Origin of the sequence: Psychrobacillus sp. BM2 (genome assembly GCF_048572895.1) — a bacterium.
Classification (GTDB): Bacteria; Bacillota; Bacilli; order Bacillales_A; family Planococcaceae; genus Psychrobacillus.
In genome coordinates this window covers 1,590,450-1,609,167 of the sequence record NZ_CP183878.1, presented here as the reverse complement: position 1 = coordinate 1,609,167, position 18,718 = coordinate 1,590,450, and the positions used below count along the sequence as shown (strand labels likewise).

13 protein-coding genes and 1 other RNA gene are annotated in these 18,718 nt (G+C 35.9%); 4 read left to right on the top strand and 10 right to left on the bottom strand.

Translation table 11 applies throughout. The annotated features are described in order from the left end of the window. Nucleotides 1–7: 7 nt before the first annotated feature. On the bottom strand, nt 8–3,598 hold the full coding sequence (locus ACN6MX_RS07310; protein ID WP_419961968.1) for a dynamin family protein: 3,591 nt from the start codon (nt 3,596–3,598) through the stop codon (nt 8–10). 380 nt (nt 3,599–3,978) lie between these two features. Here ACN6MX_RS07310 and ACN6MX_RS07305 point away from each other — a divergent pair, with 380 nt between their 5' ends. The 4 genes from ACN6MX_RS07305 (at nt 3,979) to ACN6MX_RS07290 (ending at nt 6,919) form a co-directional block, all read left to right on the top strand. Beyond that, complete coding sequence (locus ACN6MX_RS07305) at nt 3,979–4,431, top strand: chemotaxis protein CheX (protein ID WP_419961967.1); 453 nt, start codon at nt 3,979–3,981, stop codon at nt 4,429–4,431. A 198-nt stretch (nt 4,432–4,629) separates the two neighbouring features. Further along, nucleotides 4,630–4,752: a cytochrome c oxidase subunit 2A gene (locus tag ACN6MX_RS07300; RefSeq protein WP_419961966.1), complete on the top strand. Its 123-nt coding sequence runs from the start codon at nt 4,630–4,632 to the stop codon at nt 4,750–4,752. A gap of 22 nt (nt 4,753–4,774) precedes the next feature. Next, a complete protein-coding gene (locus ACN6MX_RS07295) occupies nt 4,775–5,251 on the top strand; it encodes a cytochrome B5 (protein WP_419961965.1) in 477 nt (158 codons plus the stop codon). Beyond that, nucleotides 5,252–6,919 carry a b(o/a)3-type cytochrome-c oxidase subunit 1 gene (locus tag ACN6MX_RS07290; protein WP_419961964.1) on the top strand — a complete coding sequence of 556 codons (1,668 nt, stop codon included), beginning with the start codon at nt 5,252–5,254 and terminating at the stop codon, nt 6,917–6,919. It begins immediately after the preceding gene. 418 nt (nt 6,920–7,337) lie between these two features. Here ACN6MX_RS07290 and ACN6MX_RS07285 read toward each other — a convergent pair whose 3' ends face one another. From ACN6MX_RS07285 to ACN6MX_RS07245, 9 genes are all read right to left on the bottom strand, one after another. After that, nucleotides 7,338–8,837: a carboxypeptidase M32 gene (locus tag ACN6MX_RS07285; protein ID WP_419961963.1), complete on the bottom strand. Its 1,500-nt coding sequence runs from the start codon at nt 8,835–8,837 to the stop codon at nt 7,338–7,340. Between the two features lie 17 nt (nt 8,838–8,854). After that, on the bottom strand, nt 8,855–10,756 hold the full coding sequence (locus tag ACN6MX_RS07280) for an ATP-dependent DNA helicase (protein WP_419961962.1): 1,902 nt from the start codon (nt 10,754–10,756) through the stop codon (nt 8,855–8,857). Between the two features lie 57 nt (nt 10,757–10,813). Continuing rightward, on the bottom strand, nt 10,814–11,941 hold the full coding sequence (locus ACN6MX_RS07275; protein ID WP_419961961.1) for a THUMP domain-containing class I SAM-dependent RNA methyltransferase: 1,128 nt from the start codon (nt 11,939–11,941) through the stop codon (nt 10,814–10,816). Beyond that, nucleotides 11,941–13,662 carry a putative bifunctional diguanylate cyclase/phosphodiesterase gene (locus tag ACN6MX_RS07270; RefSeq protein ID WP_419961960.1) on the bottom strand — a complete coding sequence of 574 codons (1,722 nt, stop codon included), beginning with the start codon at nt 13,660–13,662 and terminating at the stop codon, nt 11,941–11,943. Before ACN6MX_RS07270 ends, ACN6MX_RS07275 begins: the two co-directional genes overlap by 1 nt. 130 nt (nt 13,663–13,792) lie before the next feature. Beyond that, nucleotides 13,793–14,176: RNase P RNA component class B (gene rnpB / locus ACN6MX_RS07265), an RNA gene on the bottom strand. Nucleotides 14,177–14,358: 182 nt separating this feature from the next. After that, nucleotides 14,359–14,655, bottom strand: coding sequence for a cell division regulator GpsB (gpsB, locus tag ACN6MX_RS07260; protein ID WP_419961959.1), 297 nt, complete (start codon nt 14,653–14,655; stop codon nt 14,359–14,361). Between the two features lie 79 nt (nt 14,656–14,734). After that, complete coding sequence (locus tag ACN6MX_RS07255) at nt 14,735–16,036, bottom strand: ribonuclease H-like domain-containing protein (RefSeq protein WP_419961958.1); 1,302 nt, start codon at nt 16,034–16,036, stop codon at nt 14,735–14,737. Continuing rightward, nucleotides 16,026–18,305 (bottom strand): DEAD/DEAH box helicase, encoded by a 2,280-nt coding sequence (locus ACN6MX_RS07250; protein WP_419962573.1) that lies wholly within the window; start codon nt 18,303–18,305, stop codon nt 16,026–16,028. Before ACN6MX_RS07250 ends, ACN6MX_RS07255 begins: the two co-directional genes overlap by 11 nt. Further along, nucleotides 18,298–18,666, bottom strand: coding sequence for a YppE family protein (locus ACN6MX_RS07245; RefSeq protein WP_419961957.1), 369 nt, complete (start codon nt 18,664–18,666; stop codon nt 18,298–18,300). Before ACN6MX_RS07245 ends, ACN6MX_RS07250 begins: the two co-directional genes overlap by 8 nt. Nucleotides 18,667–18,718 lie beyond the last annotated feature (52 nt).

The window sequence follows — 18,718 nt, the reverse complement described above, 5'->3', positions numbered from 1 at the left end:
ACTCCTTTTATAGTCGAGCGTAAACTGATTTCCACGTATGAAGTGTTTCTTCCTGCTCTAATAATTTTCGTTCTGCATCAATTTGAGTTATCGATTCTTGTAGCAGCTTCATACGTAAAGCCTCTGATTCAATATCCGAGTATTGCTCAATCCAATTACCTAAACGTTCTTTTTCTTTTGTTAGATATTCATCGGCCTCAACTTTAGTTTCATCGGATAACGCATCACGTAATTTTTCTTTTTCATTGTTTTCAAAAAAGCTTTTAGAATTTTTAAAGTACGATTTAACATGCTCATATTTAGCAATACTTTCAAAAGGTCCTACAAAATCCAGTAGTTCTCTTTCCATACCTTCATGTGGACTATAGGTGAAGCTTGAATTCCAATCTTTAAGAACGCGTATTTCCTCTTTTTCTAATTGAAGAATTTGCTGTTGAATATACTGTAGAACTCGGAAATTTGAGACACGCATTTCTTGTTCTATATCAAAACGAATCATCTTGAGAATATCCTTTAATGCAAAATCCAATGCAACTGTAGCGGAGTTATTTGCAAATAATGATGGATTATATGCCTCTTTAAAAAACTCATTAAAACGATAATATACACGTTGTAATACATAATAGAGCAGTGTATCTAGCTCTTGTTTTGTATCTTTTGCAATTTGTGTAGACTTTGAATTTGTGTAACGTTTACGAATATTTTTTTCTTGATTTCGAAGCTCGATTAATCGTTGGTCTTTTCGTGTAAGATTTGCCTCTGTTTGTTCTATTAAGCTAAGCAATTTCGATTGTTGGCGAGTCGCTTCCTCTTCTAGAGCAGAAATAGATATTTGCTTTAAATCTTTCTCTAGAAAATGATGAAATGATTCTTCAAATTGTTGCATACCCACATGCAGGGATATTCCAGCAAGTTTTTCTTTTAATCCTTGTAAGCTAGATACTCCATACACTCTTGGGAAACGGATACCAAATCGTTGAAGTTCATCTTGAACATATTGCTTTACTAAATCGGCTTCCTCTGCTGAGTCTGCCAAATCGATTGCATTTACCACGAAGAACATTTTATCTAACTCAAAGGCATCTTTAACTCGCCCTAACTGTATAAGGAACTCACGGTCTGCCTTAGAAAATGCATGATTGAAATATGTAACAAACAATACAGCATCGGCATTACGAATATAGTCAAAAGCTACACCCGTATGTCTAGCATTAATCGAATCTGCTCCAGGGGTGTCTACCAGTGTCACACCTAGTCTCGTTAACTCACAATCATAATAAAAATCAATGAAATCAACAAAACAGCTTTTAGATTCATCTGCAACAAATTGTCCAAATTCATCTCCTGAAACGTGTAGAACATTTCCTAATTGTTCTTTAAATGTTGGATACCCCTTATAAAAGGCAGTAACAAACGATTTGTGAACCTCTTCTACTACCTTCTCTTTCATAACAGAACTTGCCTTTTCGAATGCTTCTTCTAATGTATGGATAGTAATTCCAAGCTGGTCATAAGCATGTGCAACATCTTCTAAAATTTGCCCCTCTGATTTCAGAACCACATCAGCCGTATTATGCAGATGGTTTTCTGAGACAGGATGGATCTTATTAATAGCAGCAGTTGTAGGATTAGGTGAAACTGGAAGTACATTTGCTCCCATTAAAGCATTCGAAAAGCTCGATTTTCCAGCACTAAATGCACCAAACAATGCAATAGTAAATTGCTGGTTCTCTACTCGTAAAGCTTTTCTTTTAATCGTTTCGGCAGCCGCTTCAAAGGCTGGTAATTCTGCTAGTACTTCCCCTATTCTTTTAGCACGACTTACTACAGCCTCTGCGGAAAGAAGTACTTCTTCGTCATTTACTTCTTCTACTCGTTCTATATTTACAATCGGTTGCTCCGCAGTAAACCCTTGTTCATCATAATCTGTAATAGAGCTTTCAAATTGAAGTCGTTCTTGTTCCCAATTTTTTAATAATGCATCCCGATCCTTCCTTATTGGCAAAGAAGGAGTAGTGACTGTTTTTTCGAATGTCTGAATTCGTGCATCTATTTCTTCCAAGGCATGTATTGCTAATTTTTTTTCGTTAAGATTTTTTGTTTTGGATTCTATTTGGTCTTCATCTTCTATTGGACTTTCTTCTATATAATGTATATTTTCTTCTTTCCATATATCTGTTTGTGTAATGTAATATCGATTGACAGCCTCTGTAACTCGATTGGCGAAATTCAGGATTGCATTTCCAGTTGTACTTGCACCTTCATGTAAAGAATTATCGATTAGGCTAGTAGCAATACTAAATTCGATTTCATCAATTTGATAAATCTTTTCTTCGGTTAATAAAGAAACGTCTTTTAACATACGTTTCATCAATAATTTAATATGAGTAGTAATATTAGTAGCAATAATTTTTTCTAATGAGTTAATCACTTCGTTAAGTCGTCTTTGTCTTTCTTCTTCTGTTTTCTTTTTACTCCCTAAAAATCCAACTTTAAAAGTAGATTGTTTGCTCTCCGCATAAGACTTCAAAGCTTCGCGCATTTCAAATGTCATAATAGAAGCATTTTCTAGTATGTTCTTCCGAAGGTCTTCGAAGGTCATTTTCCAAAGCGTAACATCTTGAAGCTTTACTTGCGTTTGAGCAAGTTCCAATTGTTCTTTAATATCTTCTTTGTTGTTCCAATCCTCTTCACTCAGCTGACTCTCAAAGGTTTCAAAACATGCCGCTTTTTCATCCTCTAAAAAATGTAAATGCTCATGCTTCAACTTTTCTAATGTAGCCTGAGCCAGTGTTAGATAATAATCCTCTTTGTTATCAATAGATCTAGTCACTATTTGTTGAACCTGAGGAAAATCATTATGTATGAAATCTTTGCTTTTTAAGCTTGTATAAAATATACCTTTTGGGTCAACAGACCAAGATTTAAATGCATCTGCAACCGATTGCTTATAAGCTTCAAAAGGCAATTCTTCTTCTCTATGTTTATCCACTTGGTTTACGATTAAATATACATTTTCGTTATAATGAAGTAATTGCTTCGTAAATTGAAAGTTTAACTCTGACTGAACATGATTGTAATCCATGACGTAAAAAACAATATCAGCCAAATGCAGGGCAGATTCAGTGGAAATACGATGTGCATCATCTGTCGAGTCCACTCCTGGGGTATCCATTATCGTAATTCCTTCTGGAAGACTTGAACCAGCATGTCCTATTTCAATTTGAGAAACTTTACTCCCATCTTTTGAATATTTTTTTACTAACTGAATATCATACTCCCCAGAAAATCTAACTGGTGGCTGATCCACAAAATGAACTAGAGCATAGTTTTCTTCTGTATTTTGAACTGTAACGATATTCGCTGAGGTAGGAATGGGACTAGTCGGAAGTAATTGTTCATCAACCAAAGCATTAATCATACTTGATTTCCCCGCGGAAAAGTGACCCGCAAAGGCAATAGTAAATGTACCTTTTTCCAATTTCCCAGCAAACAGTTTGGATTTTCGGTAGCGTTCGTCGTCATTATTTTCCTTAAAAATAGTTGCAAGTAATGCGTTTTGTTCTTTTATGGTTTGTAATTCCTTTAAGTTCTGCATATAAAAAGTTTATCTCCTTCATAATTCGACAATGTACATCTATCATAGCAAAAATTTGAAGCCTGTAACAATATTCTTTGAATCTTTTAAATCAGAAAAAAATGACTCTATTTGCTTTCACAAATAAAGTCATTTCGATAGTTCATATTGTTTTGGCCTTAGGCGCTGTTGACTTTAAAATATATGCCATTACCCCACTATAAAGTAAAATAGATGATCCAATGATAATAGCTAACATATTCATCGTCCTCTCAACTGAATTTGATATTCATTCTCATTGATATAATACCATAGTATATTTTAAAATTCTACAATATCTATTCTTTTTTCCTATATTACATGATAAAATTGATACATCTATACTAGATGGAGGGGAAAAAATGAGTGCTTCTAAACATATTCAAACAATTTTAAATGGAACGATCCAATCTTTAAAATCAGTCATACCAATTACAATGGATATAAAATCCCCTTCCTTGATGATTCAGCCATTTGAACAAAAGGAAATGGGTGTACTAATAGGAATTATCGGTGATATTAAGGGACGAATAATTATTGATTCTACTGCTGAATGCTTTTCTGCTATCGGAGCAACCATGTTCGGTATGCCATTAGAGGGTGAAATGCTCGAGTCATTTACAGGAGAGCTTGGAAATATGGTAGCAGGAAATATATGTACATCCGTTGCTGCTAATGGAGTTGAAATTGATATTACTCCACCTACTGTTATTGTTGGCACGACTAGATTATATGGATTTCAACATGCTTTTAAACTTCCAGTAACCATTGAAAATATTGGTGAAATAACAATTATCTTAACTATAGATGAATAAAGTAGAGAGCCTCCTTTTGTAAGGAAGGTTCTTTTTTTATGTAAAAAACTATTCTAATTTGGAATTACCCTTGTAAGCTATCACATTTCACATATATTTCACAGTTTACATACATTAGTGTGATTTTTATCACATCATCTAACAGCCATTATATTTATTATGGAATTATACAAGTTGAATAGGAGGAGGTGTAAGTAAATGTCGAAAAAGAAAGAAAAAGATCCAGATTTAAAAGGCACTCTTTATTCAGTTGGTTTTGTTGGCTTATTTATATTAGTTTCTTGGTTCATGGCATTTTACTTATTCATAGACAGATTTTAATTTAATTGGAGGTTAAAGACTTATGCATATTCATAAGTATGAAAAGTGGTGGCTAACTTTTGGGATTAGCTCATTGGTATTATTTTTAGTTATAGTTGGTTTTAGTGCATTTCATTTTGGTTCACACCCCCCTACCGGAAAAGTTTACATCGATCCTGAGCGAGTTGATGAAATAGCACCTTTTAATAATCCAGGAGTTCATAAAGTAGAAGGCAAAGAATGGGACTATGAAGTAGTTTTAGTTGCATCTGCATTCTATTATAATCCGCCTGAGATTGAGGTACCATTAGGTTCCACCGTAAAGTTCATATCAACAACTAAGGATGTTGTTCATGGATTTCAGGTTGCAGGAACAAATATTAATATGATACTAGAACCGGGATATGTTTCGGAATATGTAACAACAGTGGACAAATCTGGCGAGTTTTTAATCTTATGTAATGAATATTGCGGCATAGGACATTCTACTATGACGTCCATGTTAAAGGTGGTGGAGTAAATGACAACGATTAAAGAAAAAGCAAAAGATTTCACAAAAGTCGACCGTCGTGATGGTAAACTAGCTCTTGCTCATATATATGTAGCATTTATCGCTTTATTCATCGGAGGTCTTTGTGGATTATTACAAGTTTTAGTCCGCTCTGGTAAATTTACACTCCCTTGGGGGATCGGGTATTATCAAATTTTAACTGTTCATGGTGTGTTGCTAGGTCTTATTTTAACAACTTACTTTATACTAGGTTTTCAAATTGCTGCTATGAGCAGAACTTCTGGAACTTTTACCGACAAACAACGTTTACTCGGTTGGATAGGTTTCTGGGTAATGACTACCGGTACGGTTGCAGCTGCCACAATGGTATTACTAAACGAAGCTTCTGTTTTATATACATTCTACGCTCCTCTTCAAGCACATTGGATTTTTTATGTAGGGATGGCATTGGTCGTTGTTGGATCATGGATTGTTGGAATTGCACAAATTATGAAGTATAACGAATGGCGTAAAGCGCATCCGGGCGAATCTAGCCCCCTTCTATCTTTTATGGTAGTTGTCAATATGGCGATGTGGATTATTTGTTCTTTAGGTGTAGCTGTGGAAGTTGTATTCCAGCTAATTCCATGGTCATTGGGTTGGGTTGATAAAGTGGATGTTTTGCTTTCTCGTACTTTGTTCTGGTATTTCGGACATCCGTTAGTTTACTTCTGGTTGCTACCTGCGTATATGGTTTGGTATGTTGTGATCCCTAAAATTATTGGAGGAAAAATTTTCTCTGATGCTTTAGCAAGACTTTCATTCATGCTATTCTTACTGTTTTCAATTCCAGTTGGATTTCATCACCAGTTAACAGAGCCGGGTATTGAATCATTTTGGAAGTTCTTACAAGTAATCTTAACAATGATGGTAGTTATTCCTTCTTTGTTAACTGCATTTTCTATGTTTGCAACATTTGAATTACGTGGTAGACAGCTTGGTGGTAAAGGGCTATTTGGATGGGTGAAAAAACTCCCTTGGCAGGATGCAAGATTTACAGTTCCATTTATCGGTATGGCCGCATTTATACCTGCTGGTGCTGGCGGTATTATTAACGCATCTCACCAAATGAATCAGTTAATTCATAATACAATTTGGGTAACTGGTCATTTCCATTTAACAGTAGCAACTACTGTAGTTCTCACATTTTTTGGTGCTTCCTACTGGTTGCTACCTCACCTAACTGGTAGAGTGTTGACAAAACAAATGAATAAGTTAGCTATTATACAAGCGATAGTTTGGACTGTTGGTATGTCGATCATGTCAGGTGCTATGCATATTGTTGGATTAATGGGCGCACCTCGCCGTTCAGATTTTTCTACCTACGGTGGTGCAGAACAAGCAACTGACTGGATTCCTTATCAAATAGCACAGGCAGTCGGTGGAACAATTCTATTTGTTGGTATTATTTTAATACTTTATATTGTAGTAAATCTGTTATTCTTTGCTCCTAAAGGTGAAACAGAGTTTCCTGTTGGAGAAGTTTCCGAGAATGCAGAAAAAACTCCGATGTGGCTGGAAAACTGGAAAATTTGGCTTACCATATGTATTGCATTAATCTTGTTTGCTTATACCGTTCCGGTTATAGATATGATTCAAAATGCTCCACCAGGTTCAAAAGGATATAAATTCTGGTAACATGAAATTAATATTAGAGATTAGAATGGTTAGTCGAGACTTATGTCAAGACTAACCATTTTTATATAGTCCAATCAATTTCATAAAAGCATATTAAATAATGAAATTCGAGTAAAGTTGATTTCCGCTCCAACGCCCTTTCATGTTTCGAAACTAGCGAAGCGATACGGAAACAGGCGAACGCTTTCCGCGGGCACGGCTCTAATCTCCTCGGGCCAAAAGGATGTTGGTCACAAAGGCATTGCGATCACGACGGTGATAGCTCATCGCTCACCCCACGGAACGCGTCCACCTGAAACGGAAATCAGTAGTATCTTTAATTCTTTAAATACCATGAATAATAGATTTATAGTATGCAGAACTTGTATTTTAATAAAAAAAGACCCAAGCATAATTCGTTGCTTGGGTCATATTTTATTTAAAGCTTATAAATTCTAGTATACTTTTCTTCTAAGTAATCAGCTAAATATTTTCCATTAAGACCTTCACCCGTCGCTGCTTTTAGAATATCCAATGGCTTTTTTAGAGCTCCGTACCGATGTACATTCTTTGTAAGCCATTCCTTGATAGGTGCCAAATCGCCTTGCTCCAACAAACTATCAAACTGCGGAATATCTTTTAGCATAGCCGCTTTAAACTGAGATGCATAAATATACCCAAGCGCATAGGATGGGAAATAACCGAAACTAGCACCCGCCCAGTGGACATCTTGTAGGATACCTTCAGCATTGGTAGATGGTGTAATACCCAAATATTCTTCGTACTTAGAATTCCAAATCTCAGGTAAGTCCTCTACTTTTAAATCTCCATTAAATAAGCCTTTTTCAATTTCATAACGAATCATGATGTGAAGTGCATACGTCAACTCATCAGCTTCTATACGGATTAAAGAAGGTTTTACTTCATTGATCGCCCGGAGAAAATCTACCATCGGAACATTTCCAAATTGTTCTGGAGAATAGCTTTGTAGCATATCGTAGTTTTGCTCCCAGAACTTTGGATTACGCCCAACAAAGTTTTCATAAAATAATGACTGAGATTCATGAATACCCATGGAAGCTCCACCCGCTAAAGGAGTACCTGTTAACTCCTCTGCAACGTTTTGCTCGTATATTGCATGACCACATTCATGAATTGTACCGAATACGGCAGAACGAAAATCGAATTCATCATATTTAGTCGTAATTCGAACGTCACCTCTATTTAAACCAGTGGCAAATGGATGTACTGTTTCATCCAATCTTCCAGCATCAAAATCATATCCAAGCTGTTTAAGTATATCTAAACTAAATGACTCTTGTTTCTGTTTATCAAAAGATTTGAACAAGAAATCTGTATTCGGCTGATTTGGTGATTCTGAAATACGTTTTAATAATGAAACGATCCTCTCTCTTAACTCACTAAATACTTGATCTAAAATTTCAGTTGTCATACCAGGTTCATATTGATCTAACAATACATTGTAAGGATTATTATCCGTTACTCCCCAGTACTCCACAAATTTCTTTAAAGTAGCTACCATCTCTGTTAAATATGGTTGGAACATATTCCAATCATTTTTATTCTTTGCTTCTTCCCAAACAGATTCTGATTTAGATTGAAGCACGACAAATTTCTTATATTCATCTGCAGGAATTTTCTTACTTAGATTATATTCTTTTTTTACCTCTTCAAAAACACGTTTGCTTACTTCATTTACCGAATCCAGCTCCAATTCCATCTGGTCAAGTAACTCTTTCAATTCGTCTGAAGTCGATAAATTAAATACATCCGTTGCAAGTACCCCAACAACCTCAGATCTCTGATCGATACCCTTTTTTGGAGCACCTGTACGCATATCCCAATAAAGCACCCCTAAAGCCTCTTCATAAGCACCAATTTTCTTCACATAATCTAAAAAGCTTTGTTCTACTGACATTTCATTTCCCCCTTGTATCATTTCGAAATAGCTGTAGGTAATACCCCTGTAAATCTATTCTCTAACTGTGCTTCTTCTTCATTTAACAATAAATGAATTTCCCCGTAATCACTAGATGTGCGGATCAATCGACCAATACCCTGCTGTAATCTTAAAAGCATAAATGGCAATTCTACTTCCTCAAATGGATTGTGAGAGAAAGAACGTTTTGCATCAAATAGTGGATCTACTGGCGGAAATGGTAAATCATAAATAATTACTCTAGTTAAAGCTTCTAGTGGTAGATCCAAACCTTCCCAAAGATGATACGAACATAAGGTCGAGTACTCACCATTTTGGAACTCTTTAACAATAGTTGAAAGCTCACGATCTCCTTCAAAGACGATATCGGCTCGATCTCCTATAGTTGCTCTAAAGGAAGCCATTGCCGCTTTGGATTTAAACAAAATAAGTGTTTGCATCGAATTATTTAACAGCTTTTCTACATGACTTGATTTCTCTTGCTGTTCCATCTCCTCTGCATATATCTTCATCACTTCATCATAATCAAACGGTGATGCAACCGAGAACGATTGGAATTTTTCAATTCCTAATGAATCCGCAATATACGTAAAGTCTTTTTCTATAGATAATGTAGCAGAAGAAAAGACAATCGGAATTTTAGATGTAAATAATTTTTCATGTAAAATATCTGTAACTAATCTTGGCATAATGATTAATGTTTCATAACCATCAATGATTTCTAGCCATTCAATACCATCACCTTTTTCCGTAAATAAACGAAGAGAAAATGTATACTGTTCTAAAAATTCTTCTACCATACGCAATTCGTATTCAGGAATTGTATATAACTCCGACTCGAATACAAACTCCTCTAACAAGCTGTCTGCTACTCGAATTGCCTGTTTACATAATTGCATTAACTCCGGAGATTTATCAACCTTCATCCGGTCAGTTTCTTCCATATCACTGCCTATACGTAATACCCCAAATATTTTATCATGTAATTCTTGTAGTACTTCCATTAAGTTTAATGTTTTTTCTCTAACACCATCGACCATAACTTTTTCTAATAGTCGAATTAGCGTTTCACTTTGAATTTCATAGGTCAATGCTTTTTGAGCAGCAAATTCAAGTAAATGTCCTTCATCTAGAACAGCCATTGACACTTCAGGCAATAAAGGCATTTGTCCTTCACGAACCCGTGATTCCTTTGTCCAAATATGCTCCATTAAAAATTCATGTGAGCAAATGATCAAGTCTGTGGACTCGCGATAATGCTGACGATGAATTGTTTGACCACAACGATTTCGTAAATCACATACCATACATTGCTGAGTTGGATGATAGTTCACTTTTTGCCAATCCTCATCACTCACACCAGCAAATTGACTGCGTTCCCCATATGGATAAATTTTTTGCATAGATGAATGAGCATAAACAAAATCTGGAACTTGATCTTCAATTTCTTCTAAAAAGTATTCGTTTTCATCATCTTTTTGTGCTTCTTCCAGACGCTTTAAACATAAATATTGATCGCGAGATTTTGCTAATCGTACATCGATTTTAATATCTAAATAGTTTTGAAGCTTAAAAATATCTCCGGCTTCTTTTACTAGCTGTTCAATTAGTGTTTCATCTGCACACGCTATCAATGCCGGCTTTCCGGTATAACGAGCATATGAAATAGCAGGAAGTAAATAAGCTATAGTTTTACCAGTACCTACTCCTGCTTCTGCAAAAAGCACATTTTTTTCTTTTAACGTCTTTTCAATCTGATAGGCCATGAAGATTTGTTCGTCGCGGCACTCAAACCCTTTTTCGGGTAATTCATCATATAACACATCACCCATCCAATCTCCTAATGATTCGAAGAAAGAACGGTCTTTTGAAAGTTGGAATGGTAAAGCTTGTTTCATCTAAAAACTCCCTTAAATAATAATATAACAGCAAGAGAGAACTAATCTCCCTTACTGTTATGAACGTTTACCCCAGTACTGATAGTAATCCGTTCGAATAAATCCATTAAATAATTTGCGCTTCTTAGTAGCTCTTCTGCCGTAGACGTTCTCAAAGTTTTCCATAGACGATAGCATATATACGGACCACGAAGGATATTTATCCATCAAATGACCTAATTCACTTATTACCTGCTCAATTACTTCCACTTCTCCAATACGTTCTCCGTAAGGTGGGTTACTAACCATTACACCGTCCGTTAAAGTAGTAGTAAAATCCTTTGCATGCATTTGCTTGAATGTGATTATGTCAGCGAATCCAGATTCAAATGCGTTTTGCTCAGCAATTTGGACCATTTTAGGATCAATATCTGATCCAATAATCTGCAGCTCTTGATCATAATTTGCCAATGATTCTGCCTCATTACGCACTTCTTCCCAAATAGTTTTTGGCATCCATGGCCAAGCTTCACTATGAAAATCACGATTAAATCCTGGTGCAATATTTTGTCCAATCATTGCTGCTTCAATTGGAATAGTACCTGATCCACAAAACGGGTCAACAAATGGTCGACTAGGGCTCCATTTAGAAATTTTCACTAAAGCTGCGGCAAGTGTTTCCTTTAATGGGGCTTCCCCTTGTCCGTGACGGTAACCACGCTTGTGAAGACCTGCTCCACTTGTATCTATTGTAATAGTTGCAATATCTTTTAATATACTTATTTCTAACTTAAATGTTGCCCCAGATTCGTCTAAAAAACCGATTCTTTTATGTGCTAATTTTAAGCGTTCAACTACTGCTTTTTTAACAATTGCTTGACAGTCTGGAACACTAAATAGTGTTGATTTGACAGATTTCCCTTGAACCGGGAAAGCTGCATCTACTGGCAAGAATTTTTCCCATTGTACTGCTTTCGTACGCTCAAAAAGTTCATCAAACGTTTTTACCGGGAACTGTGCAGCAACGATCTTCACTCGGTCTGCAACACGCAACCAAATATTAGCTCGTGCAATTGCACGCTCGTCCCCCTCAAAATAAATTTTACCGTTTTCCGTTGTTGTTTCATATCCTAACGCTTTTACTTCATCTGCAACGATAGATTCTAGTCCCATTGCTGAAGTTGCTACTAATTTAAATGTTGTCATTATATATTCCTTTCCTGTCTATAAATTTCCCATAGCTCGATGAAATCCGAAAGCTCACTTACCGCAAGTGGTTTACTATAATAATACCCTTGAATGATATCGCAGCCCATTTCTTTTAAAAGCTTTGCTTGGTCTTTCGTTTCTACTCCCTCTGCAACTACCTTTATACGCAAACGGTGAGCCATCAAAATAATCGCTTCTACTATTGCCTGCTTGTCTTGCAGATTAGTAATTTGTTGAATAAAGCTTCTATCAATTTTCAAATAATTAAGTGGAAATCTATTTAAATAACTTAAGGAAGAGTATCCAGTTCCAAAATCATCGATCGATATCTTGAATCCCATTCCTTTTAGTTTTATCAGTTTACCTACTATATCGTTTGAATCCTTCATAACTGTGCGTTCTGTTAGCTCTAACTCCAACAGATTCGGACTACAATTATACTGCATAATAATTGAATTTATGCGTTCTATAAAGTCATCCTGTTGAAAATGTAGAGATGCTATATTAACGGATACCGGTAATATATGCATATTTCCATGGGATCTTGAGTCCAGTATATCAATACAAACTTTTTCTAAAATAATCTCGCTTAACGGAATAATAAGACCTGTATCCTCTGCAAGAGGTATAAATTCTGCTGGAGAAACAAATCCTAACTTTGCATTATTCCATCTTACTAAAGCTTCAACACCAATTATCTCTTGTTTCTCTAGCCCTATTTTTGGTTGATAATGAATGAAAAAATCCTTGTTTTGTATTGCCTTTCTTAACTCGGTTTCTAGCACAATCAATCGTTTAGAATCCTTTTTCAATTCATCAAAATAAAAGGCATATTGGTTTCTACCATTTTGTTTGGCAAAATACACTGCCTTGTCAGCTTTGTATATTAATTTTTCTATCTGCTTACCATCTTGTGGAAAAATACTAATTCCTATACTCGCAGTGATATAAACTTCGCTTTCATCCACGTAGAATGGTTTATTGAACAGCTTAGTAATATCCTTAGCAAGATTTACAGCCTCTTTTTGATATCCAATATCCGCTCTTGAATATAGAAATTCATCTGCTCCATATCGTGCAAAAATATCGTTTGGTCCGACGATTGTGTTAATACGGTTTGCTACCTCTATTAAAATAAGGTCACCTAATTCATTCCCCAAGGTATCGTTTATCTGCTTAAATCGATCTATATCTATAAATAAAATAGCATGGCGATTTGTCGAATTATTTACTCGGTTATATAACAATTCATTGAACGTATTTCGATTTGGAATGTTTGTTAAAGAATCGTTAAGTGTTAGTTCTTCTAGCTCCTTTTCTGTCTCTTTTTCTAATGAGATATCCGAAAAGATTCCAAAATAGTTTGTCAGCTTACCTGCAGCATCATAAACGCTATGGATGGCAAGCATTTCTGGATATATTTCCCCATTTTTACGTCTATTCCAGATCTCGCCTTTCCAAGTTGCATTTGTATGAATTTCTGACCACATATCCTTATAAAAGTTTGCATCCTGTCTTCCCGATTGCAAAATACGCGGCGATTTCCCCAGTACCTCGGATGAATTATAACCAGTTAGCGCTTCAAAAGCATTATTAACTAGTGTAATTTGCATTTTATCATCAGTAATCATAATACCTTCAAGAGTCGATTGAAAGATTTGTTCCATTACTTCTATAGAATATTTCTGTAAACGTGCGGGTGGTTGTTGTTTTTCCACAATCTTTTACCTCCCTTATTGCGTACGTACTAAGTAAAATCATTTATCCCGTTGAAGTTTCACTTTATATAATAGAAAAGCTCTCCGAAAATGGAGAGCTTCTTAGTTATTAAATATAGCCACTCATACACTCAATAAGCCATGTTTTGTCTCCACGGTACTCAAACGGTGCATTACCTCGTACGTATGTGGATGGCAATCATCTATCTACAGATTAAATCTGTTCTTCTATCCGTTCAATTCCTTCAAGAAAATGCCCCTACCATAATTTGGGTTTCTCACTCGTGGGGTTTACCTCGTTCCACCTGTATAGTTTCCTATACAGCTCCGTCACTGTGGCACTTTCAGAGATTGTCAGCCGTATCCTAAGACTTAGGCCTTCATCCCGCCGTCAGCTATAAATAGCTGCCTTAGTTTATTTTTTCACTAAGCACGAACACTACATTCATCGCAGAATTGTGTGAGCATGGACTTTCCTCTACAATGTCATGCATTGCAGCGATTGCCCGAATATATAAGTGGTATTACTATTATATACGAAATACTTGTTAGTTTCAACACAAGATTGTATCAAATTTGCCTTGGCGTATTTGTGCCCGACTTGCTAGATAAATTCCACTTAAAAATCTGTGTCATCCGCAGGAGGCCTAAAGTTAATTCAGTAGGGGTTTAACCCTACTGAATTAACTTAAATAATTACTCGTACAATTTACTTCCGAAGACATGTTTTTCAAGATGTGAAAGACGCTTTAAAATATCAAAATTAGTTGCCCCTGTTTGCGGTGCAGCGGCTTGAGTTCTCTTTGGTAATTCCTCTAACTGTTCTTTCAGTTTTTTATTTTCTAATTGGAGCCCTGCCAGTCGCTTCTCATAAGCCTCGTAATCTTGAATAATATCGTCTAAAAAAACATCTACTTCTTCTTGGTTATAACCTCTTAAACCCGTTTTAAATTCTTTTTCTAATATATCAGAAGCCTTTAGTTTAAATTCCATATGGTATCTTCCTTCCATCTACAATTCGCTACTCGTATTATAGCATATCGTTGTCGAATAATGGAGTTTTTTCAGCCATTTATATGCGCTTTTTGTTATGTTCTGCGCTTTCCCGGGAAATATTTAATTTCCGGATTATTCTCTTTTCTCTCTTCATAAGTTCTTTTTTCAAGCGGGAATACTTGTCTATATTCAGTTTCGCTTCGTATTCCATACATTGCTGCGTCATTTCTAGAGCTTTTGGGAAATCTTTTAATTGATGTTCGAATAGTTTAGCCAGTTCAATATACACTTCTATACGATATTTCCCGGAAATCTCTTTTAAAGCTTGTATAAAAGCTTGCAGACCTTCCTCATATAAACCAGCTCTTTTTAAGTGTAGACCTACGAAATAATAAGCAATACTTGTCTCTTCATCCGAAAAATTATTTACTACAAAAGTAAACCAATCCTGACTTGCATCCATCGTTTTTAAATCACGAAACCATTTACCGATATTAGTATATGTAGTAGCTGTTTCAACTACTTCTTTCTCTTGGAGTAATTCCACAGAAAGTATATATAGCGTAACGAGCGATAGAATATCCCATTCATTATGCTTTAACACTTTCATCAAATTGGTGGGATTTCCACTTTTCACCGCATCAAAATATATAATCGGTGCAAGGTGCCCGGGAATATCGTTCTCTCTTCTAAAACCAAGCTTCATTTCCTCAATTTGTTTCAGCTTAAAGCGTTCTAATTCACCCTTCCAAATTCTTTTAGAAGAATGCATTAAGTCAATTTGATGATATTGCTTTAATCGTGGTAAATCATTTCTATTCATCGTCCATCTCGTAACTAATTGAGGAAGGTCAAAGCTCTTTCCATTATACGTAATGATAGTTTGTTCGTTTTTCCAAAAATCAATCGCTCTTAAAAAACTTACCTCTTGACCCGGATCTGCTAGTACATATTGTGTTAGCAAAAACCCATTTTCTACTTCCTTCAACACTCCATTCAAGAAAATTAGCACTCCTGCACCTTTTAACCCTGTAGTTTCCGTATCATAAAAACAAAATGGACTTTCTATTGCAATAGTTAGGGGATGAGTAGGATAGACTTCTTGCATAAATATTTTTGCCTGTTGTAGCTTATTAAGCCCAATATTTCCATGTATATGCTCCGAATGATAAAAAGTTTCCTTTACAAAGTAAAACCCTTTTTCATCTTTTATAAATTTTAGTCCCGCATCTTGCCATTGTTCAAGATAAAATGGAAGCGCCATTTCTGGCTCTTCCTTTTTTACTATGTCTTCAATTGGCTTCTTTTTTACTATGTCTTCAATTGGCTTCTTTTTCACTAAACCCTTCATTTGCATTAGCTTTTTTTCATACGACATGTCGGTCCACCTGCAAAAAATGAAGTAACTTAATCACTTCTCCCTTTAAATTTAGCTCCGCATCCTGTGCGCCGATGCATGCCGGGCAACCATTCATACAAGAACAACCTTCTACCTGCTCCGTTACTTTCGGTATCAACTCATTCCAAAGGTCAAACATTCTTTCAGAAAGACCAATACCGCCTGGATAACTATCATACATATAAAAAGTAGGTTTTTCTCCATGAATCGATTTTACCTGCGGCACAACATGAATATCCTTCGAATCACAATGAATAAATAGAGGGATAAATGCATGTAAGGCGTAGGAAACCCCTGTCATAGCATCTGACAGTAAAGTATCTTTCCAGCCGTCTGGTTTATCAAAACTAAACCATGTAGAAGAAGTGTGCAATTCTAATGGAGGTAAATGGATTTGGCCAGAACCGATATTATCATGCGTATCGAATTTAATTTTTTTAAATATAGTTGGTTGGGCTAAAACGATAATGTCACCAAACCTGAGCATACCAATTTCAGCTTCTTTTACTTTATCTTCGCTTAACACTTTTAACTCAATTGCAATATTAGCGTCTGTAAAATAATCTACATCGACCTCTCGTACAAATGCCTTCTTTTCTTCCCAATCTAATATTTCTACTTGAAATTGAGTTCCTTGGTGTAAGTAAATAGCTTCCTCATGGAGCAAAGTCATTGCACTATATTGATCCATTTCACCAATAACTCTTGTTTTAGTTGGGATTGACTGATCGATAATAATGACGTTTTCTTGAGAAGCGGAACGCAAACTGATATTGCTCGCAGGAAAACTATCGGACATCCAATGCCATTTTTCGGAGGTTTGTAAAAGTACTCCTTCACTTTCAAGAAATGCGAGTAATTCCTGAACAGAAAATTCCGCATACAAATCGGCAGATGAAAATGGCAGTTCAAATGAAGCACATTTTAAATGGTCCATTAAAATAATCATATTATCTGGATGAATCCTAACTTCCTCAGGAGATTGTCCAAGAAAATATTCCGGGTGTTTAACAACATATTGGTCAAGAGCAGTCGACTGAGCCACATATATAATTAGAGCTTCATCCTGTCTTCTGCCTGCTCGTCCAGCCTGTTGCCATGCACTTGCGATGTTCCCTGGATATCCGGTCATAATACATGCCTGCAGTTGACCAATGTCGACACCTAACTCTAACGCATTAGTACTTACAACTGTTCTAATAATTCCATCTCGTAATCCCTTTTCAATCGTCCTTCTTTCCGAAGGCAAATAACCGCCACGGTAACCGCGTATAGTTTGATCATTAATCTTTTTACTTACTAAAGATTGTAAGTACGTCACAAGCATTTCTACTCGAACACGGCTCTTCGCAAAGACAATTGTTTGTATACCATTTACATATAATTCTTGTGCTAGATCTCTCACTTCTAAAATGGCACTTCTTCTTACATTAAAAACAGGATGTACTATTGGCGGATTATAAAATACAAAGTGTTTTTTTCCAGCTGGTGCACCGTTCTTATTGATTAATTCATGAGCCGTATTTGTTAAATTTTCGGCTAACTCTTTTGGATTTTTAATCGTCGCAGAAGTACAAATAAACTGAGGATTGCTACCGTAGTATGCACAAATTCTTTTCAAGCGTCTAATGACGTGCGCAACGTGACTTCCAAATACGCCTTTATATGTATGGATTTCATCTATTACAATATATTTTAAGTTTTCAAAAAGAGTTACCCATTTTGTATGATGTGGTAAAATTCCCGAATGCAACATATCCGGATTGGTTAAAACGATATGACCTGACTTACGAATTTTTTGCCTAATGCCCGGGGCTGTATCCCCATCATATGTATAGCTTAATATTTCTTCCCCAGTAGCTTCAATCAAATTATTTAAATCACTTTTTTGATCCTGTGCTAATGCTTTGGTTGGAAATAAATAAATAGCCCGTGAGGTTGGATCTTCCATAATCGACTGAAGTACAGGGAGATGATAACAAAGTGATTTACCAGAGGCAGTTGGGGTAATCGTTGTGTAAGACTTACCAGTTGTTGCAGCATCGAAAGCGAGTCGTTGATGTATATATAACTGATTTACACCACGACTTTTTAGCGCCTTTTGAATGGACTGATGCATCGCATCTGGAAAAGAAGCATAAATTGCTTCTTTTTCTTCGGTTGTATGAATATGTTCAATTCTTGGAAAGCGATTTTCATCCACTTTCCACGCATCTAATAATTGATGAATGCTCTTTTTTTCAAGCATACTCATCCCCTACTTCCTTAATAGCTTGGACAATTGTTTCTAGCGTATATTTGGATGAATGGACTGACGAAAGAAACCTTTTTTTGCTAGTTCCTTTGTAGTAAGATTGCACGATAAACTGTTTCATGGATTCAAGTAAGGAGTCAATTTGGCTTGGGTGGACATATTTTGGACGTTTCACTTGAATCCATTTCCGAACCAATTGTTCCCATTCCAGACAGATCTCGTCAATTCTATATGCATGTGGCTTTACATCCGTAAAAAAATCTGGTTCTTTATCTAGTTCTCTATATAGATGAAAACGCGAAATACATTCATCGCATTCTTTCATTAATTGGTTGCTAAGCTTTAATAATGACAAAGTGATCCCTCGCATTCTAGTTATAGTTTAGCAAATTCTCAACTATATTACT

What these genes read in the sequence shown, in the direction of transcription:
- ACN6MX_RS07290 (WP_419961964.1), top strand. Translation starts at nt 5,252, where the DNA reads ATGACAACGATTAAAGAAAAAGCAAAAGATTTCACAAAAGTCGACCGT.
- gpsB (WP_419961959.1), bottom strand. Translation starts at nt 14,655, where the DNA reads ATGGAATTTAAACTAAAGGCTTCTGATATATTAGAAAAAGAATTTAAA.
- ACN6MX_RS07300 (WP_419961966.1), top strand. Translation starts at nt 4,630, where the DNA reads ATGTCGAAAAAGAAAGAAAAAGATCCAGATTTAAAAGGCACTCTTTAT.
- ACN6MX_RS07310 (WP_419961968.1), bottom strand. Translation starts at nt 3,598, where the DNA reads ATGCAGAACTTAAAGGAATTACAAACCATAAAAGAACAAAACGCATTA.
- ACN6MX_RS07250 (WP_419962573.1), bottom strand. Translation starts at nt 18,305, where the DNA reads ATGCTTGAAAAAAAGAGCATTCATCAATTATTAGATGCGTGGAAAGTG.
- ACN6MX_RS07285 (WP_419961963.1), bottom strand. Translation starts at nt 8,837, where the DNA reads ATGTCAGTAGAACAAAGCTTTTTAGATTATGTGAAGAAAATTGGTGCT.
- ACN6MX_RS07275 (WP_419961961.1), bottom strand. Translation starts at nt 11,941, where the DNA reads ATGACAACATTTAAATTAGTAGCAACTTCAGCAATGGGACTAGAATCT.
- ACN6MX_RS07305 (WP_419961967.1), top strand. Translation starts at nt 3,979, where the DNA reads ATGAGTGCTTCTAAACATATTCAAACAATTTTAAATGGAACGATCCAA.
- ACN6MX_RS07255 (WP_419961958.1), bottom strand. Translation starts at nt 16,036, where the DNA reads ATGTCGTATGAAAAAAAGCTAATGCAAATGAAGGGTTTAGTGAAAAAG.
- ACN6MX_RS07295 (WP_419961965.1), top strand. Translation starts at nt 4,775, where the DNA reads ATGCATATTCATAAGTATGAAAAGTGGTGGCTAACTTTTGGGATTAGC.
- ACN6MX_RS07280 (WP_419961962.1), bottom strand. Translation starts at nt 10,756, where the DNA reads ATGAAACAAGCTTTACCATTCCAACTTTCAAAAGACCGTTCTTTCTTC.